Below are 24270 nucleotides of genomic sequence, written 5' to 3'. Positions count from 1 at the left end.
GAGTGCCGGTTTTTTTGAGGGGAAAACAGATGTGGATAACTAAAAACACTAAACTTATCCACTGTGAATAAGTTTAGTGTTTTTTACATGAGGACATAATAAAATGAGTTATTATTCTTTTGTAGATAGGTTCGTTATGGTATTCTAATAATTTAGTGAAGAAAATAATCGTGTTGAAATAGAGATAAATAAGCAAGTGAGGTGAAAGGACATGGAATTTGATACAATTGCTGCGATTTCCACAGCGCTTGGAGAGGGCGCAATTGCCATTGTTCGAGTAAGTGGGGATGATGCGGTTGAAAAAGTTAATCGTATTTTTAAAGGGAAGGACTTAACAGAGGTTCCTTCTCACACAATTCATTATGGCCATATTGTTGATTTAGATACAAATCAAGTTATTGAAGAAGTTATGGTGTCTATTATGCGTGCGCCAAGAACTTTTACACGCGAAAATATAGTAGAAATTAACTGCCACGGTGGACTTGTTTCGGTAAATAAAGTATTGCAGCTTATTTTAGCGCAAGGAGTACGATTAGCAGAGCCTGGTGAATTTACAAAACGTGCTTTTTTAAATGGTCGTATTGATTTATCACAAGCAGAAGCTGTCATGGACTTAATCCGTGCAAAAACAGATCGTGCAATGAACGTAGCGATTAATCAAATGGAGGGGCGATTATCTAAATTAATTGGCCGCCTGCGTCAGGATATATTAGAAACGCTAGCTCATGTTGAGGTAAACATAGATTACCCAGAATATGATGATGTGGAAGAGATGACACATAATATTTTAATTGAGAAAGCGACACATGTTCGTGCTGAAATTGCAAAAATATTAGAAACATCGAAGCAAGGGAAGATTTTACGTGAAGGTATTGCTACTGCAATCATCGGTAGACCTAACGTTGGGAAGTCATCGCTATTAAATAGTCTCGTTCAAGAGAAAAAGGCAATTGTAACTGATATTGCAGGAACAACTCGTGATGTTATTGAAGAGTACGTTAATGTGCGTGGTGTACCACTTAAACTTATAGACACAGCCGGGATTCGTGAAACGGAAGATGTTGTTGAACGAATTGGTGTAGAGCGTTCGAAAGAAATGATGAGCCAAGCTGATTTAGTGTTAGTTGTCGTTAATTATAGCGAAGCTTTAACGAATGAGGATGAAGAGCTATTCCGTGCCGTACAAGGAAAAGATTTCATTGTTATTGTAAATAAGACAGATTTACCGCAAGTAATTGATATGGAACGTGTTACAGAATTGGCAGCGGGAAATCGTGTTATTACGACGTCGTTAATTGAGGAACAAGGAATAGATGAGCTTGAAAAGGCGATAGCGGACTTATTCTTTGAAGGAGCAATTGATTCTGCTGATGTGACATATGTTTCTAACGCGAGACATATTGGATTATTAACACAAGCAGGAAAAACAATTGGAGATGCAATTGAGGCGATAGAAAATGGTGTTCCAATTGATATGGTGCAAATTGATTTAACAAGAACGTGGGAAATACTTGGTGAAATTACTGGTGATACCGTCCATGAAAGCTTAATTGACCAGTTGTTCTCTCAATTTTGTTTAGGAAAATAATATAGTGATGCTTTAGAAAGATAGAGATTATTAGGAGGAATAAACAATGGGATACAATGCCGGTTCATACGATGTTATAGTAATCGGTGCAGGTCATGCAGGATGCGAAGCTGGTCTTGCGGCAGCACGAATGGGCTCCAAAACATTAATGTTAACAATTAATTTAGATATGGTAGCGTTTATGCCATGTAACCCTTCTGTTGGTGGACCAGCAAAAGGGATTGTTGTTCGTGAAATTGATGCATTAGGCGGAGAAATGGGACGCAATATTGATAAAACGTATATTCAAATGCGTATGTTAAATACAGGTAAAGGACCAGCTGTACGCGCACTTCGAGCACAAGCAGATAAGTTCTCTTACCAACATGAATTAAAGAAAACAATTGAAGAAACACCAAATTTAACGTTGTTCCAAGGAATGGTAGAGCGTTTAATTGTTGAAGATGGCGAATGTAAAGGGGTAATTACGCAAGCTGGTGCTGAATATACAGCGAAAACAGTCGTAATTACGACTGGAACGTTTTTACGCGGTGAGATTATTATGGGAGATTTAAAATATTCGAGCGGTCCGAATAATCAACAACCATCTATTACTTTATCAGAACATTTAGAGGAACTTGGATTTGATCTTGTTAGATTTAAAACAGGTACACCTCCGCGTGTAAATAGTAATACAATCGATTACAGCAAAACAGAAATTCAGCCAGGTGATGATAAACCACGAGCTTTCTCTTTTGAAACGACAAAATTTATTATGGATCAAATTCCATGTTGGTTGACGTATACAAGTACGGAAACACATCGTTTAATAGATGAAAACCTGCATCGCTCAGCTATGTATTCTGGTATGATTAAGGGAACAGGACCTAGATATTGTCCTTCAATTGAAGACAAAGTAGTAAGGTTTAATGATAAACCACGTCATCAAATTTTCTTAGAGCCAGAAGGACGTAATACACAAGAAGTGTATGTACAAGGTTTATCAACAAGCTTACCAGAAGATGTGCAGCGTGATATGCTTAGAACAATCCCTGGTCTAGAAAACGTTGAAATGATGCGTACAGGTTATGCGATTGAATATGATGCGATTGTGCCAACACAACTATGGCCAACACTTGAAACGAAAAAAATTAAAAATTTATATACAGCAGGACAGATTAACGGAACTTCTGGTTACGAAGAGGCGGCAGGACAAGGGCTTATGGCTGGGATTAATGCAGCATGTCGTTCTTTAGGTGAAAAAGAAGTTATTTTAGGTCGCGAGGATGCTTATATTGGTGTCTTAATTGATGATCTTGTAACGAAAGGTACAAATGAACCATATCGTTTATTAACGTCTCGTGCAGAATATCGTCTATTATTACGCCATGATAATGCTGATCTTCGTTTAACTGAAGTTGGTCGTGAAATTGGATTAATTAAAGAAGAGCGCTATGAGCGATTTACAAATAAAAAATTACAAATTGAACAGGAAAAGGAACGTTTAAGCAGCATCATTATTAAGCCACGTCCTGAAGTTCAAGAATTAATTCGTAGCATTGGTGGAAGTGAATTGAAAGATGGAATACGTGCAAGTGACTTATTACGTCGTCCAGAGATGACATATGAGCATATTCATCTTTTAGTACCAAGTGAAGTAGAACTAAGTGATGAAGTGACAGAACAAGTTGAAATCCAGATTAAGTACGAAGGATATATTGAAAAATCTTTACAGCAAGTAGAGCGTATGAAGAAAATGGAAAATAAAAAAATACCTGTGGATATTGATTATGATGCAATTTCTAGCCTTGCTTCAGAAGCTAGACAGAAATTGAAAGATGTTCGTCCACTTTCAATGGGGCAAGCTTCACGTATTTCTGGTGTAAATCCAGCGGATATTTCCATTTTACTTGTGTATATTGAACAAGGAAAAATTGCGCGCGTATCGAACCAATAAATAGTAAGGAGATATTGTTAGATGAACATAGAACAATTTCAATCTATGCTAGAAGAGAAGGGGATCACTCTCTCTTCTAGACAGTTAGAGCAGTTCGAAATCTACTTCGAAACATTAGTAGAGTGGAATGAAAAAATGAATTTAACGGCTATTACGGAGAAAGAAGAAGTATATTTAAAACACTTTTTTGATTCGATTACAGCTGCTTTTTATTATGATTTTTCAAAACCATTCTCAATTTGTGATGTTGGTGCAGGAGCTGGATTCCCAAGTATTCCTTTAAAAATCTGTTTCCCGCATTTAAAAGTGACAATTGTAGACTCATTGCAAAAACGCATTAATTTCTTAAATCATTTAGCACAAAAGTTGGAATTAAGTGACGTTGCGTTTTGTCATGATCGTGCTGAAACATTTGGGAAAAAAGAAGGTGTACGTGAATCGTACGATATTGTAATGGCACGTGCAGTTGCGCGTCTTTCGGTATTAAGCGAGCTATGTTTACCACTTGTAAAAGTTGGAGGAACATTCATTGCTATGAAAGGTGCCGCGGCAAACGAAGAAATTGAAAATGGCAAGTATGCTTTAGAGGTGCTAGGCGGGGATCTAAAAGAAATGTCTACGTTCCAATTACCGTTTGAAGAAAGTGAACGTAATATTTTATTAATCGAGAAAAAGCGCAAGACACCAAAGAAATATCCACGCAAACCGGGAACACCCAATAAATTACCTATTGAAAAATAAATCTTATTAGACGTAAGATTAAATTATATAAATGAAAACGTAAATGTTTCATAGGAAACATTTTATGTAGAATAGTCAATAGGCCTAAAAGGTGGTGGAATATGTATGAAAAATACGTTTTCTCGTTTATTTGGCTTTGGAGATAAAGAGAGCGAATTCGAATTACAAGACGAAAGCCATGAAGAAATAGATAAAAAGGTATATGAAGAAATACAAGAAATTCCGATCGTAAATATTACTCCTAATCGTTATCAACCACGAACGGTTTTTGACGATGCACGTATCGACGAGTTGGCATTAACGATTCGTACACACGGGCTCATTCAGCCGATTGTTGTGAGGCAGTATGAGGATGATAAGTACGAGATTATTGCTGGAGAAAGACGTTTTCGCGCAGCAACGAAGTTAGGCTGGGAAAAGGTCCCTGCGATCATAAAGAACTTAAATGATACAGAGACGGCTTCTGTAGCGTTAATTGAAAATTTGCAACGTGAGGAATTAACAGCAATCGAGGAAGCTGTGGCATATCAAAAGCTGATTGAGTTACATAATTTAACGCAAGAAGCATTGGCACAACGACTTGGAAAAGGACAATCTACAATCGCAAATAAGTTGCGATTGTTAAAGTTGCCTGAAGAAATAAAAAGTGCATTGTTAGAAAAAAGTATTACAGAACGTCATGCTCGTGCTCTCATTCCTTTAAAAAATGAGGAATTACAACTGAAAGTTTTACAAGAAATTGTGGAAAAACAACTCAATGTAAAACAAACAGAGGAACGAATCGCGAAATTACTAGAAGAAGTAAAACCGAAGCGCAAGGCGAAGCAAAAAGCAGTAAGCCGAGACGCGAGAATTGCTATGAATACAATTAGGCAATCATTACAAATGGTGGCTGACAGTGGTTTAAATGTTAATTCTGAGGAAGAAGAATTTGATGAGTACTATCAAATTACGATTAAAGTTCCGAAGAAAAAATAATAATGATGTGTTAGAGACCTTATCCTACTGGAGAGGTCTCTTTTGCTATATTTTCTTGTTAATGAAGAAGGAGTTTAGAAATAAATTTTGAAGTTTAATAAGGACGGAAAAGAAAAACTTTTATTTCATGTTACAATAAACATAATTGTTACTAGAATAAGATAGAAAGGTTGAAAGTAGGTGACATCATGGGAAAAATCATTGCTATTGCTAATCAAAAAGGCGGTGTTGGAAAAACAACAACATCTGTTAATTTAGGGGCTGGATTGGCGCAAGTAGGTAAGAAAGTCCTTCTCGTAGATATTGATGCTCAAGGAAATGCAACGACTGGTGTGGGAATTGAAAAGTCAGAATTAGACCAATGTATTTACAATGTTCTTGTGGAAGATGCAGATGTTCAGGGAGTTATACGGAAAACCGCAACTGAAAACTTAGATGTTCTACCCGCTACAATTCAATTGGCTGGTGCTGAAATTGAATTGGTACCGACTATTTCCCGGGAAGTACGTTTGCAAAGGGCATTACAGCCAGTTCGTGATGAATATGATTACATTATTATCGACTGTCCCCCGTCTTTAGGGTTATTAACGATTAATGCATTAACAGCAGCAGATTCTGTTATTATTCCTGTTCAGTGTGAATATTACGCACTCGAAGGATTAAGTCAGCTATTAAATACAGTTCGACTTGTACAAAAACATTTAAATAAAGATCTAGCAATTCAAGGTGTATTGTTAACAATGCTAGATGCCCGTACAAATTTAGGGATTCAAGTTATAGATGAAGTGAAGAAATACTTTAGGGATAAAGTATACCGTTCCATTATTCCACGTAATGTTCGCTTAAGTGAGGCACCAAGTCATGGAAAACCGATTATGCAGTATGACGCTAAATCAAGAGGGGCAGAAGTATATATAGATTTAGCAGAGGAAGTGATTGCAGGTGGCTAAAGGTTTAGGAAGAGGGATTAATGTGTTTTTTCCTGATTTAGATGTGAAAGAAGAAGAAACGATTCAGGAGATTATCGTAACTGAATTAAGGCCGAATCCATACCAACCGCGTAAGCACTTTAATAAAGCTGCGATTGAGGAATTAGCGGCTTCTATTAAAGAACACGGCATATTACAACCGTTAATTGCTAGAAAGAGTATTAAAGGATATGAAATTGTTGCAGGTGAAAGAAGATATCGTGCTGCCAAAGAGGCTGGACTTGAAAAAGTACCTGCCGTTGTAAGGCAATTAAACGAGCAGCAAATGATGGAATTTGCTTTGTTAGAAAATTTACAACGAGAAGATTTAAATCCGATGGAAGAGGCAATGGCATACCAGATGTTAATGAATGAGCTAAATGTAACGCAAGAACAATTAGCGAAACGTCTTGGTAAAAGTAGACCTTACATTGCAAACTATACTCGGTTATTAAGCCTCCCTTCTTTCGTACAAGATATGATTGCAAATGGTCAACTTTCAATGGCTCATGGGAGAACTTTACTTACAATCAAAGATGAAGAACAATTGAAGTCCTTATTGAAACGCATTGAAAAAGAAGGATTAAATGTTCGTCAATTAGAGAAAATCGTCCAAGAGATTAATCAACACGTTTCACGTGAAACAAAACAAGTGAAAAAAGAGCGAAATATATTTTTCTTAGAACGTGAAACGTTCTTAAGAGAAAAGTTTGGCACAGATGTGAAAATTAAAGAGACGAAAAAAGAAAAAGGTAAAATCGAAATTGAATTTTTTAATAAAGAAGATTTAAATCGTATTTTAGAATTATTATCACATAAAAATTAAAAAGCAAACCATCTTATTATTTATAGATGGTTTGCTTTTTTTAATGCAGATAATTTTTGATCCGTCTCTTTTATACTTTGTGCGATTACATCGGCCATTTTCATCACTAAACTTAATCTCGTATTTTGAAGAACAAAAAACTCCATAAAACCATTTAAATTGACGATGCCGTGTATATGCAAATCACCAACTGCAGGTAATTTCTTATTCATCGCAGCACCAGGTTTACTAGGTCCTTTTCCAGTAGTAATTGAACCGATATTTTGAGACTTTCCTAAACATGCATCAACGGCAATTATAAAGGAAGTAGGATTTTCTTTCTGTATATTTTGAATTTTCTCTTCTAGATTCAGTGCATGCACTGGTTCATCTAGTGTGCCGAACACTTGGAAGTTTTTGATTTCTACTTGTTCTAGCTTAGTGCCAACTAATGGGCCGAGTGCATCACCGGTGGAACGATCTGTTCCGATACAAACGAGAATAAGTGGTATATTAGTTTGAATAGGAATATGGGAAAGCAAGAAGTTACTGATTGTCTCGGAGGCTTCTAAGTCTTGGTGCATAACATTTTGAGTTTCTTTTTCGAAAAAAGGTAAGCGAAAACTTCCAATATTCATGAAGCACCCATCCTTTTAATAAATTTTCAAAATATGTTATATGGCGAATAAAATGGAAAACTATAAGTGCGTACTTTTTGCAAAATGTAAATGAAAACGGAAATAATAGTACTAGTATATATATATTCGTTCCATTTTATACCTGGATAGAAGTTAACAAATGCAATTAAAGTTATAAATTTTTTCAGCAATCAGAGAGACTTCTGATACAATAAGAAGAATAACTAAAAAGAAATTTTGGCTGGAGAGGTAGAGATACATGGATTTATTAACGAAGTGGTTTAATTCTACGAAACAGTATTTATTGGATGCTGATCGTTGGGCTCATATTGGAGTTGCGACATTAAAAATATGTATTATTTTAACAATTGGTGCAGTTGTTGTGCGAGTTGCAAGAGCGGTTGTACGAAATGCGTTTCGCATGGGGAGCCGTTCTCCAATCCAAATTTCAGAACGTCGTACAGTTACGGTAGCGAAATTACTTGAAAATATTGTAGCATACGTTGTTATGTTCATTATGCTAATTGCGATTTTAGGTGTGTTTGATATTAATGCATCAGGTTTATTAGCGGGTGCCGGGGTAATTGGTTTAGCAGTCGGATTTGGTGCTCAAAGTTTAGTGAAAGACGTTATTACAGGTTTATTTATTTTGCTAGAAGATCAGTTTTCAGTTGGCGATTATGTTAAAATCGGTCAATTTGAAGGAGTCGTTTTAGAAATTGGACTTCGTACAACGAAAGTAAAGAGTTGGACAGGTGAAATTCATACTTTACCAAACGGAAGTATTGTTCAAGTTACTAACTACTCAGTTAGTAATAGTGTAGCATTTGTTGATGTATCTATTTCATATGAGGCTGACATTGCGAAAGCAGAGCAAGTTATTGAGGATTTATTAGTAGAGTTACCTGCACAATACGAAAAAATGGTAACGACGCCTCAATTATTAGGTGTGCAAACATTAGCTGCATCAGAAGTTATATTACGCGTTATTGCTGAAGTAGAACCGATGCAACATGCAGTTATTGCAAGAGCACTTCGTAAAGAGATTAAAAATCGTCTAGATTTACATGGAATTGAAATTCCATATCCACGTATGGTTTTATATAATCGTGAAGAACTGGTTAGTGGAAAAGCACTTTAGTATCGAGAGGGGTTTGGAGAGTGGAGCAAAAGGAATATAACTTGTACGACGTTGTGGAAATGAAGAAAGCCCACCCATGTGGTGAGAATCGTTGGAAAATTATTCGTATGGGAATGGATATCCGCATTAAGTGCGAGGGATGTGACCATTCAGTAATGATTCCTCGAAGAGAGTTTGATCGTAAGGTGAAAAAAATACTTGTGAAGCACGAAGAATAGAGAAAAAGTAACAGTTGCAGTAGGTGGCTGTTGCTTTTTTCGTTTGGAGGAAACTTGTCATTTTTTTCGTTACTATCTATAATGATGAAAGATTGAGACATAGGAGTGAAAAATATGGGATTAACGGCTGGGATTGTTGGATTACCTAACGTAGGGAAGTCCACTTTATTTAATGCAATTACACAAGCAGGAGCAGAATCTGCGAACTATCCATTCTGTACAATTGATCCAAACGTAGGAATTGTAGAAGTACCAGATGAGCGTTTAAATAAATTAACGGAATTAGTAGAACCGAAAAAGACTGTTCCGACTGTATTTGAGTTTACTGATATTGCAGGTATCGTAAAAGGTGCAAGTAAGGGCGAAGGGTTAGGAAATAAATTCTTATCTCACATTCGCCAAGTAGATGCAATTTGCCAAGTTGTTCGTTGTTTTGAAGACGAAAATATTACGCACGTTTCAGGAAAAGTAGATCCAATTGATGATATTGAAACAATCAACTTAGAGCTAATCTTAGCAGACTTAGAGTCTGTTGATAAACGTATCGAGCGTGTTGCGAAATTAGCAAGACAAAAAGATAAAGAAGCAGTATATGAGCATGAAATTTTAGTGCGTTTAAAAGAAGCTTTCGAAGAGGGGAAACCAGCTCGTACTGTTGAATTTACAGAAGAGCAAATGAAGATTGTTAAAGGCCTTCATTTACTTACAACGAAAGAAATGCTATACGTAGCAAACGTAAGTGAAGATGATATTATGGATCCTTCTGAAAATAAATACGTACAAATGGTAAAAGAATTTGCAGCAAATGAAAATTCACAAGTAATTGTTGTATGTGCAAAAATTGAATCAGAAATCGCTGAGTTAGATGAGGAAGAGAAAAAAGTATTCCTGGAAGAACTAGGCATTGAAGAATCTGGTTTAGATCAGTTAATCCGTGCTGCATATGACTTATTAGGACTTGCTACTTACTTCACAGCTGGTGTGCAAGAAGTGCGTGCATGGACGTTTAAACAAGGTATGAAAGCACCACAATGTGCGGGCGTAATTCATACAGATTTTGAGCGTGGATTTATTCGCGCAGAAACAGTTTCTTATGATGATTTAATGACAAACGGTTCTATGACAGCTGCAAAAGAAGCTGGAAAAGTACGTTTAGAAGGAAAAGAGTATATCGTAAAAGACGGAGATGTTATGCACTTCCGTTTTAACGTTTAATTTAATATTTCCTAGGAAAAATAAAGATATGAACTTGGCAAATATATTATGTGTTTGCCAAGTTTTTTACGTATTGGTGAGTTGATTCATATAACTTACTATGATATAATCTAAACTCGTGAGTAATTACTATAAATTAATTGCTCCTTGCCCATTATGGGCCGTTTAGACCAAAAGGAGGTGAAAGTGTAATGAGAAAGTACGAAATTATGTACATCATTCGTCCTGGCGTTGAAGAAGAAGCTCAAAAAGCTTTAGTTGAACGTTTTGCAGGTGTTTTAACAAACAATGGTGCAGAAATCATTAACACGAAAGAGTGGGGTAAGCGTCGTTTAGCTTACGAAATCAACGACTTACGTGAAGGTTTCTACATGATCTTAAACGTGAACTCTAACGCAGAAGCGATTAACGAATTCGACCGTTTAGCTAAGATCAACGAAGATATCCTTCGTCATATCGTTGTTAAAGAAGAAGAAAAATAATTGATATATAAGGGAGAGTGGTTCGATTGATGAATCGTGTTATCCTCGTTGGTCGTTTAACTAAGGACCCTGACTTACGTTACACGCCCAATGGTGTTGCAGTAGCTACTTTTACGTTAGCTGTGAATCGCGCATTTGCGAATCAACAAGGTGAGCGTGAAGCTGACTTTATTAATTGTGTAATATGGCGTAAACAAGCAGAAAACGTGGCAAATTATTTGAAAAAAGGTAGCTTAGCAGGCGTAGACGGACGTCTTCAAACTCGTAATTACGATGGACAAGATGGTAAACGTGTATATGTAACAGAAGTTCTTGCGGAGAGCGTACAATTTTTAGAGCCGCGTAATGGCGGTGGGGAGCAACGTGGTTCATTCAATCAGCAACCATCAGGAGCTGGTTTCGGTAACCAAAGCTCTAACCCATTTGGTCAATCTAGTAATTCAGGCAACTCAGGTAACACTGGAAACTCTGGATTTACGAAGAATGACGATCCATTTTCGAATGTTGGTCAACCGATTGACATTTCGGACGACGATTTACCATTTTAATGGTATGAATCGGCTATTTTTAACAAAGAATGGAGGGAATAGACATGGCAGGACGCAAAGGTGGACGTGCGAAACGTCGTAAGGTGTGTTTCTTCACATCTAACGGCATCACTCGCATTGACTATAAAGATGTTGATTTATTAAAACGTTTCGTTTCTGAACGTGGTAAAATTTTACCTCGTCGTGTAACAGGAACAAGCGCAAAATACCAACGCAAACTTACAGTTGCAATTAAACGTGCTCGTCAAATGGCACTTTTACCATATGTTGGTGAATAATAGCGTATGAAATGCACAGTAGAGTCGGACTCTACTGTGCATTTTGCTATGCTTTTCTTTTTTGAAAGAGAGGTTAAATCATGAAACAAACAAAATTTATTACTGAAGGCGCAGCGTTATTAGCTATATACGCGATATTATTGCTTGTGTCTTTATACGTTCCGGTTTTAGGTACAGTTGTAACTTTCGCATTACCATTACCGTTTATATTGTTTACGATAAAATATAGGTTATCCAATGCTTTTATAATTTTTACAGCTGCGCTTTTTATTACCGTTATTGTGAGCCAGCCCTTGAATCTAGTGAAGACAATAATGTTTGGATTGATAGGGATTGTTTTAGGATCCATGTATAAAAAAAGAAAAAAGCCAATAGAGATCTTGATGACAGGAACCCTTGCATATTTAATTGGTTTTGTGCTCATTTATGTTGCAAGTATAAAGTTTTTTAACATAGATTTAATGAAGCAAATACAAAATATGTTTAATGAAGGTATGGCGCAAAGTGAAAAGATGGTAAGCGCTGCAGGTATGCCAATTAGTAAAGAACAAAAAGAGTTATTTGGACAATTCAATGAGATATTACAAACACTATTCCCGAGTTTACTTGTAATGGTTTCTGTTTGTTTTTCTTGGATTACAGTGCTCGTATCGGTTAGTGTCTTGAGGAAGTTAAAGTATGACGTTATATCTTGGCCTAAATTTAAAGATATACAATTGCCAAAGAGCATTGTCTGGTATTACGTTATATTTATTTTGTTAGCAACTTTTATAAAGGTAGAACCAGCATCATATTTATATATGGTATTTTCCAACCTATATGTCATATTTGCACTATTGCTCGTACTGCAAGGTCTGACATTTATCACCTTTTTAGCGCATAGAAAAGGATTTACTAAAGGTGTTCCTATTATTAGTTTTATTGTATGCATGTTTATTCCGATGATGTTTCCTCTTGTAACAATCTTAGGTATAATTGACTTAGGGATTTCATTGCGTTCTAAAATAGGGGGATAAAATAATATTCCTTATACTATTTTAATCTGTAAAACTAACTGGAAGGTGAGTTAGTTTTACTTTATAGGAGTTGTATACATGCCTGAATTTTATAAGAAACAGTGGTTTTTATATCCTGTTTATGTATTGGCATTTTTTGTATTTGTGCTAATTTCACTCCTCTGTTACTTTCATTTAATTATGGGAATATCAGCCTTTTTTATCTTTTGTATTGTACTTTTTGTCGTTATACGATTCGAACTTACTTTCCAAAGAAATTTTGAAAAACATACGACAGATATGATTACAAGGGTAAAGAAAGTGAGTAATGAAGCATTTAACCAAATGCCAATTGGTATTTTGTTATACAATAAGGATTATGGGATTGATTGGGCAAATCCTTATTTATCATCATGTTTGGGACAGCATGCATTAGCCGGTTGGCACCTTTACGATGTATCAGAAACATTACTCCTTTTTATTAAGGGGAAGACTTCTGACGATATAGTTTCTTTAAATAATCGAAAGTTCCGTGTTTTTGTAAGGAAAGAAGAAAAGCTAATTTATTTCTTTGATGTAACGGAACAAACAGAAATTGAAAAGATGTATGAAGATCAACGCACTGTTTTAGCTGTTATTTATTTAGATAACTATGATGAAGTTACACAAGGATTAGATGATCAATTACGTACGAATATAACAAGTCTTGTGACGTCACGTCTAAATGAATGGGCTGTTAAGTATGGCGCTTATTTAAAACGTGCATCTTCAGAGAGGTTCTTCGTTGTACTAAATGAAAGTATTTTAGCACAAATGGAGAAAGGCAAGTTTAACATTTTAGATCAAGTGCGTGAAGAAACATCTAAAAGGAATATACCACTTACGTTAAGTGTGGGTGTCGGATCAGGTGATATGCCTTTATCAGAGCTTGGAGCAATGGCTCAATCTGGTTTAGACCTTGCGCTTGGACGTGGTGGGGATCAAGTAGCTATTAAACAAGCGACAGGTAAAGTTAAATTTTACGGCGGTAAAACAAATCCAGTTGAAAAGCGTACTCGTGTACGTGCTAGAGTTATTTCGCATGCATTGAAGGATTTAGTATTAGAAAGTAGTAATGTCATTATAATGGGACATAGGGCCCCTGATATGGATGCAATTGGTGCTGCGATTGGTATTTTAAAGGTAGCTCAATTAAATGAGCGCAAAGGATATATTGTGTTAGATGAAAATGATTCCGATAAGGGAATTAAACGTCTGATGGATAAAGTGAAACAAAATGAAGAACTATGGTCTCATTTTATTACCCCGGATCAAGCGATGGAATTTGCAAATGATGAGTCCTTACTTGTTGTTGTGGATACACATAAGCCTTCTATGGTGATGGAGGAAAAACTGGTTCGTAAAATTGAAAATGTAGTGGTGATTGACCATCATCGTCGTGGAGAAGATTTTATTGAAGATCCATTACTTGTTTACATGGAACCATATGCTTCTTCGACGGCAGAACTTGTTACAGAATTACTTGAGTATCAACCGAAAAATTTAAAGATGACAATGTTAGAAGCGACGGCATTGTTAGCTGGTATTATTGTTGATACGAAAAGTTTTACGTTCCGGACGGGTGCTCGTACGTTTGATGCAGCTTCTTATTTACGCTCGCATGGTGCAGATACTGTACTTGTACAAGAATTGTTAAAAGAAGATATGAATCAGTATTTACGAGTTGCAAAAGCTATTAAAAATGCGTACATTTATAAAAATGGAATTGCTATTGCAAAAGTTGATAGTGATGACTATTACGATCAAGTGCTTATTGCACAATCAGCGGACACGCTATTAACGATGACGGGTATTATTGCATCATTTGTTATAGCGAAACGTGGGGAGAATTTCATTGGAATTAGCGGCAGGTCTTTAGGTGAAGTGAATGTGCAGCTAATTATGGAGAATCTAGGAGGTGGCGGGCATTTGACGAATGCAGCCACACAAATGAAAAATGTTACAGTAGATGAAGCTGAGGAGAAGCTTCGATTTGTTATTGATGACTATTTACAGGGAGGCACACAATCATGAAAGTAATTTTTCTAAAAGACGTAAAAGGTAAAGGTAAAAAAGGAGAAATAAAAAACGTACCAGATGGTTATGCAAATAACTTTTTACTAAAACAAGGATTAGCTGCTGAAGCGACAAACAGCAGTATGAAAACTTTAGAAGCTCAAAAGCGTAAAGAAGAAAAAGATGCAGCAGCAGAGCTTGAGAATGCAAAAGAGCTGAAAGAAACTTTAGAGAAATTAACTGTGGAACTGAAGGCGAAATCTGGAGAAGGTGGCCGTTTATTTGGTTCTATCACAAGCAAACAAATCGTAGACGCAATGCAAAAATCACACAAAATCAAACTTGATAAACGTAAATTTGAAATGGATGATGCAATTCGTGCATTAGGTTATACAAATGTGACTGTAAAATTGCATCCGCAAGTAACAGCAAAAGTAAAAGTTCATGTTAGTGAACAATAAAAATAAATTAAACAAGGAGGATTGCGTATGAGTGATGTAATGGCTGATCGTACCCCTCCGCATAATATAGAAGCTGAGCAGGCAGTCTTAGGTGCCATATTGATTGATCAAGATGCGTTAACGTCAGCATCAGAACTATTGGTACCTGACTCATTTTATCGAACGAAACATCAAAAGATCTTTGAAGTGATGCTTGGCTTGTCTGATAAGGGAGAGCCAATTGACTTAGTAATGATGACGTCAGCGATGGCTGATCAAGGATTACTAGAAGAAGTTGGTGGGGTTTCTTACTTAGCAGAGTTAGCAGAGATTGTTCCAACTGCTGCTAACGTAGAGTATTATGCACGAATCATCGCTGAAAAGGCGCTTTTACGTCGTTTAATTCGAACGGCGACTCATATCGTGTCTGATGGATATGAGAGAGAAGATGATGTGGACGGCCTTTTAAATGAGGCTGAGAAAAAAATATTAGAAGTATCTCATCAAACGAACGCTAAAGCATTCCAGAATATTAAAGACGTTCTTGTGGATGCTTACGATAAAATCGAACTTTTGCATAATCAAAAAGGTGAAGTTACAGGAATACCAACTGGATTTACTGAATTAGATAAGATGACCGCAGGTTTCCAACGAAATGATTTAATCATAGTAGCGGCGCGTCCGTCAGTAGGGAAAACTGCATTTTCATTAAATATCGCACAAAACGTAGCGACGAAAACGGATGAAAATGTAGCGATCTTTAGTTTGGAGATGGGCTCTGATCAGCTTGTTATGCGTATGCTTTGTGCAGAAGGTAATATTGATGCGCAAAGACTTCGTACTGGGTCATTAACTTCTGATGATTGGGCGAAGTTAACAATGGCGATGGGAAGCCTTTCAAATGCCGGTATATATATTGATGATACACCAGGGATTAAGGTAAATGAGATTCGAGCAAAATGCCGTAGATTAAAGCAGGAACAAGGTCTTGGGATGGTTTTAATTGACTATTTACAGCTTATTCAGGGAAGTGGGAAGTCGGGCGAGAACCGTCAGCAGGAAGTATCTGAGATTTCGCGTACATTAAAAGGGATTGCGCGTGAATTACAAGTGCCTGTTATTGCCCTTTCACAGTTATCCCGTGGTGTTGAATCTCGTCAAGATAAACGCCCTATGATGTCTGATATTCGTGAATCGGGGAGTATTGAGCAGGATGCTGATATTGTAGCATTCTTGTATCGTGAAGATTACTATGACCGTGAAACGGAAAATAAAAATACGATTGAAATTATCATCGCAAAACAACGTAATGGTCCGGTAGGTTCAGTAGAGCTTGCGTTTGTTAAAGAATTTAATAAGTTCGTTAACTTAGAACGACGCTTTGAGGATGGGGCATAAAGGCAGTATAAAAAAGAAACACATTTCTTATAATAAGATGTGTTTCTTTTTTTATAGAGTAAAGATAAGGCTTTCATAAGGTGAAAATATAATTCTTACGAACGAAAATGATTTTTAATAAAAAAATGTTCGCTTTTTTGGTTGACTTCTTTTTCGGTTTTGGTACAATTATATTGTTTGAATAGATCGTTTGAAAATTGCGGAGGTGCTTTAATAATGTCTTCAGTAGTAGTTGTAGGAACACAATGGGGCGACGAAGGAAAAGGTAAAATCACTGATTTTCTTTCTGAGCATGCGGAAGTAGTTGCAAGATATCAAGGTGGAAATAACGCAGGACATACAATTGTTTTCGGCGGAGTTAAATATAAGTTACACTTAATTCCATCTGGTATTTTCTATAAAGAGAAAATTTGTGTAATCGGAAATGGCTTAGTAGTAGATCCAAAAGCATTACTTGAAGAGTTAAAATACTTACACGACCGTGGTGTAAGTACTGATAATTTACGTGTAAGTAACCGTGCACACGTTATTTTACCTTATCATTTAAAACAAGATGAGTTAGAAGAGGCTAGTAAAGGTGATAACAAAATCGGTACAACGAAAAAAGGTATCGGTCCTGCATATATGGATAAAGCTGCTCGTATTGGTATCCGTATGGCTGATCTTTTAGACCGTGAAGCATTTAAAGAGAAGCTTGAGCGCAATTTAGTAGAGAAAAATCGTTTATTTGAAAAAATGTACGATACAGAAGGTTTCAGCGTAGAAGAAATCTTTGAAGAGTACTTCGAATATGGACAACAAATCGCACAATATGTATGCGACACATCTGTTGTATTAAATGATGCACTAGATAACAATCACCGTGTATTATTTGAAGGTGCACAAGGTGTTATGCTTGATATTGACCACGGTACGTACCCATTTGTTACATCTTCTAACCCGATTGCTGGTGGTGTAACAGTTGGAACTGGAGTTGGTCCGGCGAAAGTTACTCGCGTTGTAGGTGTATGTAAAGCATATACAAGCCGTGTTGGTGATGGTCCATTCCCTACTGAACTTAATGATGAAATTGGTCATCAAATTCGTGAAGTTGGTCGTGAATACGGAACAACAACTGGTCGCCCACGCCGTGTAGGTTGGTTCGATAGCGTTGTTGTAAGACATGCGCGTCGTGTTAGTGGTTTAACGGATTTATCATTAAACTCTATTGATGTATTAACAGGTATTCCAACTCTTAAAATCTGTGTTGCTTACAAATATAACGGAGAAGTTATAGATGAAGTTCCAGCAAACTTAAACATTTTAGCGAAATGTGAGCCTGTATATGAAGAGCTTCCAGGTTGGGAAGAAGATATTACTGGTGTGAAATCATTAGATGAGCTTCCTGAAAATGCAAGAAAATACGTAGAGCGTGTTTCTGAATTAACAGGAATCCAATTATCTATGTTCTCAGTTGGACCAGATCGTAACCAAACGAATATCGTTCGTAACGTATACGAAGTTTAATTGATATTTTTAAGAAAAACTCATGTCCGCATGAGTTTTTTCTTATCTTTTATAAAAAAAACAAAAAAAGTATTGCAAAAGTAAAAGATGATATGTTATGATACATCTTGTCGTCACGAAAATATGACGTTGGTGAGTATGAGCCATTAGCTCAGTTGGTAGAGCATCTGACTTTTAATCAGAGGGTCGAAGGTTCGAATCCTTCATGGCTCACCATTTTATTTTTCGTGGCCCGTTGGTCAAGTGGTTAAGACACCGCCCTTTCACGGCGGTAACACGGGTTCGAATCCCGTACGGGTCATGTTTTTTTATGTTTATTTTTGGTCCCGTGGTGTAGTGGTTAACATGCCTGCCTGTCACGCAGGAGATCGCCGGTTCGACCCCGGTCGGGACCGCCACTTTTGTTTATACCACCATTAGTGGTTTTATATATAGTTTTGGCTCGGTAGCTCAGTCGGTAGAGCAGAGGACTGAAAATCCTCGTGTCGGCGGTTCGATTCCGTCCCGAGCCACTCTCAGGATATTAAGTGGGCCCACTTGATATCCTTTTTATTTTGTGTAGTTTTACAAATGTGGGTAGTTATTTTACAATAGGATGAGGAGCCTCTAGCAGTTGAAGCTAGAGGTTTTTCTGTAGATCGTATAGGATTCCGTGTAAAGGTGGATCATACATGAGTCTATGAGAATAGAGGAGAGAACACTTAAATAAAGGTTGCTGTCATATAGGGATATACTATAGAAACATCAATATATTTAAGAATCATTGACCATATTTTTATGAGGAGGAAATAGACGATGATGGGAAAGAAAATTTTAGTAGTTGATGATGAAAAGCCGATTGCAGACATTTTGAAGTTCAACCTAGAAAAAGAGGGTTTTGAAATTGTAATGGCACATGATGGTGATGAAGCAATTGAGAAAGCTAATGAAGAACAGCCAGATATGGTTTTATTAGATATTATGCTACCAGGAAAAGATGGTTTAGAGGTTTGTCGCGAAATACGTAAAAACTCAGAAATGCCGATTATTATGCTTACAGCGAAGGACTCTGAAATTGATAAGGTATTAGGGCTTGAGCTTGGAGCAGATGATTATGTAACGAAGCCATTTAGTACGAGGGAATTACTTGCTCGTGTGAAGGCGAATTTACGCCGCCATCAACAAGGTGGTGCAGCAGAAAAAGAAGAAAATACTGAAATGGTTATTGGACCAATTATTATTAATCCAAATGCTTATAGTGTAACAAAGCGTGAGGAAAATATTGAGCTTACACATCGTGAATTTGAATTGCTACATTATTTAGCAAAACATTTAGGACAAGTTATGACACGTGAACATTTATTGCAAACAGTTTGGGGTTATGATTATTTTGGAGATGTGCGTACAGTGGATGTAACAGTACGTCGTTTACGTGAAAAAATTGAAGATAATCCAAGTCATCCTACTTTAATTGTAACTAGACGTGGGGTAGGGTATTACTTGCGTGACCCAGAGCAGGAATAATATATGAAAAAGGTTGGTTTTTTTCAATCCATTCATTTAAAGTTTGTGCTCATATATATGCTATTAATATTAATAGCGATGCAAGTAATCGGTGTATATTTCGTAAGAGAATTAGAAAAAAGTCTTGTACAAGGCTTTAAGGATTCCCTGACACAACAAACGAATTTACTATCGTATAATTTAAAGCAAGAATTTACAAAAAGTCGTGAAAAAACAGATCCAGAATCATTAGATGACGCTATAAAAAATTCGATTCAAAAGTTTGCATCGGATCGTAAGAAAGATATTCAAGAAGTAAGTGTATTTGATTCTAATAGAAAATTAATGGCGATTTCAGACACGGCTAAGCAAAATAAGATAGGCAGAACATCGACAGATATAGCTGTTCAACGGGTAATTGTACAAAATAAACTAGAATCAAAAATTGAGAAAGATGGAGGAACTGGCCATCGAGTTCAAGTGATGATTACTCCTATTCAAAGCGATAAAGCTGGGGAGGTACTTGGTGTCATTCGTATTGTTGCATCTATGGAAGATGTATACAAACAAATGAAGGATATAAATCAAATTTTTGCTACCGGAACAGTGATTGCTTTGTTAGTAACGGCTGTACTTGGGATTTTACTAGCTCAAACAATTACAAGACCAATTTCAGATATGCGAAGGCAAGCAATTGAAATGGCAAAAGGAAATTATTCGAGAAAAGTAAAGGTCCATAGTCATGATGAAATTGGCCAATTAGCATTATCTTTCAATAATTTATCAAAAAAGCTACAACAAGCTCGTTCTTCAACAGAAAGCGAAAGACGTAAATTATCATCTGTTTTATCACATATGACAGATGGAGTAATTGCTACTGACCGAAAAGGGGATATTATTTTATTAAATGACCCTGCGGAAAAGATGCTAAATGTTTCGCGTGAAACGGCGCTGGATCAATCGGTTTTAGAAGTATTGGGGATACAGGAAGAATTTACGCTGGATCATTTATACGAAGAGCCTGATTCTGTTTTATTAGATTTTAGTACGAGAAATGAACCATACATTTTACGTGCTAGTTTTTCTGTTATTCAAAAAGAGACGGGGAAGGCAAATGGTTTAATTGCTGTATTATACGATGTAACGGAGCAGGAGCGTATAGAAGGGGAACGCCGCGAGTTTGTGGCGAACGTCTCTCATGAATTAAGAACACCATTAACAACGATGCGTAGTTACTTAGAAGCGCTGACAGATGGTGCATGGCAAGATCCAAATATTGCACCGCAATTTTTAACAGTTACACAAGAGGAAACAGAAAGAATGATAAGGCTTGTAAATGCGCTGTTGCAACTATCTAAGCTTGATAGTACAGAACATCGTTTGATGAAAGAGTGGGTCGACTTTACTGACTTCTTTAATAATGTTATTGATCGCTTTGAAATGTCTAAAGAGCAAAATGTAAGTTTCAAACGATCTTTCTCTAAAAAATCTAGATTTATTGATATGGATACGGACAAAATTACACAAGTGTTGTATAACATTATTTCTAACGCATTAAAGTATTCGCCAGAAGGTGGAACAGTAACATATCGCTTACGTGATCGAGGGGAGTTATTAGAGATTAGTGTAAGTGACCAAGGTATGGGTATTCCGAAAGAAAACGTAGATAAAATCTTCGAACGTTTTTATCGTGTGGATAAAGCCCGTTCAAGACAAATGGGTGGTACAGGTCTTGGATTAGCTATTGCAAAAGAAATGATTGAGGCACATGGTGGTTCTATTTGGGCGAAGAGTGAGGAAGGAAAAGGAACGACGATTTATTTCACACTGCCACTGGCACCAGATGAAGAGGACGATTGGGAATGAGTATGGAAAACTTTAAAACGATAGTTCTAATTAATTTAGTTGTTATTAGTCTATTTTTAACTTTTAATTTATGGACATATGTTCCCGATTCCACTTCTGTGCAAAATACAAAATTTGTTCAAGGTAATGAAGAGATAAATCCGATAAAGATTTCAGGAGTTGTTCGCCCATCCTCTGTTATTGTTCATAAAGAAAAAAATCATTACGTAAGTGAGAATACGAACAACGTGAACTCACTTTATAAAATTCTTGAAAATGGAGAATTACATGATTTTAGGGAAATAACAGGCACAGTTCCTAAAGGGGATTTTCTTTCTTATGTACACGGAGAAGAAAAGATTGAATTTGTTTTTCCTACAAATGTGCCACTTGAGACGATTAAAGACATGTTCAATATCAAAGATAAAAATTTAGAATCTAATAGAAGTTTTAATCGCATTGTAATCGATCCTTCTCGAAGCAAGGACCAAGAAATTAAAGTTAATTTTATTTCTTATGATAATCCTCGTAGAATATATCAAGCGATGTTGAGTGGTGCTTATGTAAAGGATGTTATAAACGACCAAAATCGATTTATTACATTAGCAAAACCATATTTTGAATATCAAGTAAATGATACGAAAAAACTGTTTTTACCAGATGGAATTACGGAATTAAATCAGATAGAGTATTTTGTGTCTGGGTTAGATGTGGATTCATTTAAAAATGTTTTATTTAGTGATCCGCGTTATTTAAGTCCTATTACCGAGAAATCAAAGGAAACATTTACAGATGGTATTCGATCTATGGAAATTGATAAGTTGAATTTAATGTTGAAATATAAAAATTCCGCAGTATATAGTGATAAAGTTACAGATAATGCGATGCTTTTGAAGAAAAGCTTCGACTTTGTAAGTGGGCACAGTGGTAACTTAAATTCTTATCGTCTTGATTATATTAATAAGGGGAAAACCTCATTCCGTTTATACGAGGGCGGTTTACCTGTATTTAATGCAGATGGAATGGCTGAATTAAAACAAGCATGGGGTTCAGGCGAAATCATGCAGTATGAGAGATCTCTTTTTGATTTCAATATTCCTTTACCTAGTACACCCACTTCTCTTGCATCAGGTCGTACAGTGATGACATCATTAGAGAATAATCCGGAAATTGACAAAAATTCAATTCAGGATGTTGGTATTGGTTATAAAATGTCATTGAAATCTTCCGTGAACGGAGGTCCTGTGAACGGAGGAGAGATCAGTATTTTACAGCCGATATGGTATGTAAAATGTGATGAAGAGGGTAAACAAAAAATATATGAGTGGAGTGAGGGAGGACTAAATGGATTGGGATCGAATTAAAACGATATTTATTGTGACCTTTTTTGTTTTAGACCTCTTTCTTATCTTTCAGTTCATTCAAAAGCAAGATAGTAATCAGTTGGAAATTGTGACAGAAACAAAAATTGATCAACAATTAAAAGAATCTAAAATTACTATGGGGAGTTTTCCTAAAGAGCCGAAAAAAGAGTCATTTATTATGGCGAAAAATAAAAACTTTAAAGAAGAAGATGTGCAATCTTTAAAAAATCAAACAGCGCATCTGCAAAATGAATATACGATAGAAGGTAAGTTGAAAGAGCCATTTTTAAATGCAAAATCATTATCTAAGGATAAATATAATGATTTCTTAAAAAACAGTGTCCTTGATGGGCAGAAATACGAATTTGGAGCAATGAAAGACTCTAAAATTTATTTCTTCCAAAAGTATAAGGATAAGCCGATTTTCCACAATAATCATGCAATGATTGTTGTGGATTTAAATGAAAAAAACGAGCTTGTTTCGTATACACAAACAATGTTAACGGATTTGAAGGAAATGGGCGAAAGTGAAAAAACGAAAGAACAAGAAATTATCACTGCTCAAACAGCTTTGGAAAATATATATTTAAAAAATAAAATTGCAGAAAATACGCACGTGAAAGAGGCGCAGATTGGATATGCGGCTCTAGCTGAATCATCTTCTAATATACAAGTGCTAGCTCCAACTTGGAACTTAAAGACAGAGCAGAAAAAGGACTTTTTTGTGAATGCAATTGAAGGACAAGTTATGGAATTAGGGGAAACTCAAGTGCCGGAAGAACATAATGGAGTGAGAAAGAATGAGTATGCATTTTAGTGTGCTTGCAAGTGGAAGTACAGGGAATATGCTATATGTAGGAACGGATGAAAAAAAATTACTCGTCGATGCAGGTTTAAGTGGTAAAGCAACAGAGGCTTTATTTAAACAAGCAGAACTGAATATAAATGATGTATCAGGTATTCTTGTCACACATGAGCATAGTGACCATATTAAAGGATTAGGTGTATTGGCGCGTAAATATGATTTACCGGTTTATGCGAACGAGAAAACATGGAATGCAATGGAACATTTAATAGGAAATATCCCAACTGAGCAAAAGTTCATTTTCTCAGTTGGGGATGTGAAAACATTCGGTGATATTGAGGTCGAGTCATTTGGAGTTTCCCATGATGCGGCAGAGCCGATGTTTTATGCTTTTCATAACAATAATAGAAAATTAGCCCTTATTACAGATACAGGATACGTGAGTGACCGTATGAAAGGTGTTATTAAGGGAGCTAATGCTTTCGTATTTGAAAGTAATCATGATGTGGAAATGCTTCGTATGGGACGTTATCCGTGGAGCATTAAAAGACGTATTTTAAGCGACGTTGGTCACGTTTGTAATGAGGATGCTGCGTTAGCGATGGCAGATGTAATTACAGATGAGACAAAACATATTTATTTAGCACATTTAAGCTTAGATAACAATATGAAAGAACTAGCGCGTATGTCAGTATCGCAAGTGTTAGAGGAAAAAGGATTTGGAGTGGGAGAATCCTTTGAAATTCATGATACAGATCCAAAAATGCCTACTAAAATTCAATACGTATAATTCTTCATTTTAGTAAACAATAAAGGTGAATATAGTTGTTTTCAGGAAGATAGG

The 24270-nt window shown here is 36.3% G+C and carries 23 protein-coding genes and 4 tRNA genes; 26 read left to right on the top strand and 1 reads right to left on the bottom strand.

The window, feature by feature from the left end:
* The first annotated feature begins 211 nt into the window (after positions 1-211).
* The 6 genes from mnmE to spo0J all read left to right on the top strand — a co-directional run bounded on the left by mnmE (position 212) and on the right by spo0J (position 7037).
* The gene (mnmE, locus tag JDS95_RS19760; RefSeq protein ID WP_085450915.1) at positions 212-1588 is read left to right on the top strand and encodes a tRNA uridine-5-carboxymethylaminomethyl(34) synthesis GTPase MnmE; all 1377 of its coding nucleotides are present in this window, start codon (positions 212-214) and stop codon (positions 1586-1588) included.
* 46 nt (positions 1589-1634) lie between these two features.
* On the top strand, positions 1635-3524 hold the full coding sequence (gene mnmG, locus JDS95_RS19755) for a tRNA uridine-5-carboxymethylaminomethyl(34) synthesis enzyme MnmG (protein ID WP_085450916.1): 1890 nt from the start codon (positions 1635-1637) through the stop codon (positions 3522-3524).
* Between the two features lie 21 nt (positions 3525-3545).
* Positions 3546-4265: a 16S rRNA (guanine(527)-N(7))-methyltransferase RsmG gene (gene rsmG / locus JDS95_RS19750; RefSeq protein ID WP_001019622.1), complete on the top strand. Its 720-nt coding sequence runs from the start codon at positions 3546-3548 to the stop codon at positions 4263-4265.
* Positions 4266-4370: 105 nt separating this feature from the next.
* Complete coding sequence (noc, locus tag JDS95_RS19745) at positions 4371-5243, top strand: nucleoid occlusion protein (protein WP_000799019.1); 873 nt, start codon at positions 4371-4373, stop codon at positions 5241-5243.
* Positions 5244-5431: 188 nt separating this feature from the next.
* A complete protein-coding gene (soj, locus tag JDS95_RS19740; protein ID WP_000516116.1) occupies positions 5432-6193 on the top strand; it encodes a sporulation initiation inhibitor protein Soj in 762 nt (253 codons plus the stop codon).
* A complete protein-coding gene (gene spo0J / locus JDS95_RS19735; protein ID WP_085450917.1) occupies positions 6186-7037 on the top strand; it encodes a stage 0 sporulation protein Spo0J in 852 nt (283 codons plus the stop codon). The genes soj and spo0J overlap by 8 nt, the downstream gene beginning before the upstream one ends.
* A 20-nt stretch (positions 7038-7057) precedes the next feature.
* Here the strand turns inward: spo0J and yyaC are convergent, their stop codons facing one another.
* Positions 7058-7654 carry a spore protease YyaC gene (yyaC, locus tag JDS95_RS19730; protein WP_001020736.1) on the bottom strand — a complete coding sequence of 199 codons (597 nt, stop codon included), beginning with the start codon at positions 7652-7654 and terminating at the stop codon, positions 7058-7060.
* 259 nt (positions 7655-7913) lie between these two features.
* Between yyaC and JDS95_RS19725 the strand changes: the two genes are divergently transcribed.
* The 20 genes from JDS95_RS19725 to JDS95_RS19630 all read left to right on the top strand — a co-directional run bounded on the left by JDS95_RS19725 (position 7914) and on the right by JDS95_RS19630 (position 24216).
* Entirely contained in the window at positions 7914-8795 is an 882-nt protein-coding gene (locus tag JDS95_RS19725; protein WP_000365116.1) for a mechanosensitive ion channel family protein, read from the top strand.
* Positions 8796-8815: 20 nt separating this feature from the next.
* Positions 8816-9013 carry a DUF951 domain-containing protein gene (locus JDS95_RS19720; RefSeq protein ID WP_000435485.1) on the top strand — a complete coding sequence of 66 codons (198 nt, stop codon included), beginning with the start codon at positions 8816-8818 and terminating at the stop codon, positions 9011-9013.
* A 114-nt stretch (positions 9014-9127) separates the two neighbouring features.
* On the top strand, positions 9128-10228 hold the full coding sequence (ychF, locus tag JDS95_RS19715) for a redox-regulated ATPase YchF (RefSeq protein WP_000524664.1): 1101 nt from the start codon (positions 9128-9130) through the stop codon (positions 10226-10228).
* A 191-nt stretch (positions 10229-10419) separates the two neighbouring features.
* On the top strand, positions 10420-10710 hold the full coding sequence (gene rpsF / locus JDS95_RS19710; RefSeq protein ID WP_001233781.1) for a 30S ribosomal protein S6: 291 nt from the start codon (positions 10420-10422) through the stop codon (positions 10708-10710).
* A gap of 26 nt (positions 10711-10736) precedes the next feature.
* Positions 10737-11258 carry a single-stranded DNA-binding protein gene (gene ssb, locus JDS95_RS19705; RefSeq protein WP_000981965.1) on the top strand — a complete coding sequence of 174 codons (522 nt, stop codon included), beginning with the start codon at positions 10737-10739 and terminating at the stop codon, positions 11256-11258.
* Between the two features lie 44 nt (positions 11259-11302).
* Positions 11303-11536 (top strand): 30S ribosomal protein S18, encoded by a 234-nt coding sequence (rpsR, locus tag JDS95_RS19700; protein WP_000918874.1) that lies wholly within the window; start codon positions 11303-11305, stop codon positions 11534-11536.
* Between the two features lie 80 nt (positions 11537-11616).
* On the top strand, positions 11617-12552 hold the full coding sequence (locus tag JDS95_RS19695) for a YybS family protein (RefSeq protein ID WP_139823545.1): 936 nt from the start codon (positions 11617-11619) through the stop codon (positions 12550-12552).
* 78 nt (positions 12553-12630) lie between these two features.
* The gene (locus JDS95_RS19690) at positions 12631-14604 is read left to right on the top strand and encodes a DHH family phosphoesterase (protein WP_085450919.1); all 1974 of its coding nucleotides are present in this window, start codon (positions 12631-12633) and stop codon (positions 14602-14604) included.
* A complete protein-coding gene (rplI, locus tag JDS95_RS19685; RefSeq protein WP_000864222.1) occupies positions 14601-15047 on the top strand; it encodes a 50S ribosomal protein L9 in 447 nt (148 codons plus the stop codon). Before JDS95_RS19690 ends, rplI begins: the two co-directional genes overlap by 4 nt.
* Before the next feature lie 27 nt (positions 15048-15074).
* Entirely contained in the window at positions 15075-16424 is a 1350-nt protein-coding gene (gene dnaB / locus JDS95_RS19680) for a replicative DNA helicase (protein ID WP_001286243.1), read from the top strand.
* Between the two features lie 216 nt (positions 16425-16640).
* A complete protein-coding gene (locus tag JDS95_RS19675; RefSeq protein WP_000100232.1) occupies positions 16641-17930 on the top strand; it encodes an adenylosuccinate synthase in 1290 nt (429 codons plus the stop codon).
* A 140-nt stretch (positions 17931-18070) separates the two neighbouring features.
* Positions 18071-18146: transfer RNA gene (locus tag JDS95_RS19670), tRNA-Lys, on the top strand.
* 13 nt (positions 18147-18159) lie between these two features.
* Positions 18160-18231 (top strand) — tRNA-Glu (locus JDS95_RS19665).
* Positions 18232-18252: 21 nt separating this feature from the next.
* Positions 18253-18328, top strand: a tRNA-Asp gene (locus JDS95_RS19660).
* 41 nt (positions 18329-18369) lie between these two features.
* A tRNA-Phe gene (locus JDS95_RS19655) sits at positions 18370-18442 on the top strand.
* 283 nt (positions 18443-18725) lie between these two features.
* Entirely contained in the window at positions 18726-19433 is a 708-nt protein-coding gene (gene walR, locus JDS95_RS19650) for a cell wall metabolism DNA-binding response regulator WalR (RefSeq protein WP_000971864.1), read from the top strand.
* A 3-nt stretch (positions 19434-19436) separates the two neighbouring features.
* Positions 19437-21278, top strand: coding sequence for a cell wall metabolism sensor histidine kinase WalK (walK, locus tag JDS95_RS19645; protein WP_000755358.1), 1842 nt, complete (start codon positions 19437-19439; stop codon positions 21276-21278).
* Positions 21275-22621 carry a YycH family regulatory protein gene (locus JDS95_RS19640; RefSeq protein WP_000061574.1) on the top strand — a complete coding sequence of 449 codons (1347 nt, stop codon included), beginning with the start codon at positions 21275-21277 and terminating at the stop codon, positions 22619-22621. Before walK ends, JDS95_RS19640 begins: the two co-directional genes overlap by 4 nt.
* Complete coding sequence (locus JDS95_RS19635; RefSeq protein WP_000383715.1) at positions 22602-23438, top strand: two-component system regulatory protein YycI; 837 nt, start codon at positions 22602-22604, stop codon at positions 23436-23438. Before JDS95_RS19640 ends, JDS95_RS19635 begins: the two co-directional genes overlap by 20 nt.
* Entirely contained in the window at positions 23422-24216 is a 795-nt protein-coding gene (locus tag JDS95_RS19630) for an MBL fold metallo-hydrolase (RefSeq protein WP_000061688.1), read from the top strand. The genes JDS95_RS19635 and JDS95_RS19630 overlap by 17 nt, the downstream gene beginning before the upstream one ends.
* The last annotated feature ends 54 nt before the right edge of the window (positions 24217-24270 follow it).

It is taken from the genome of Bacillus cereus group sp. N24 (assembly GCF_016483345.1).
GTDB classification, from domain to species: Bacteria; Bacillota; Bacilli; order Bacillales; family Bacillaceae_G; genus Bacillus_A; species Bacillus_A toyonensis.
Note: the sequence above shows the minus strand (reverse complement) of the source record. Positions and strands in the feature narration are given on the sequence as shown.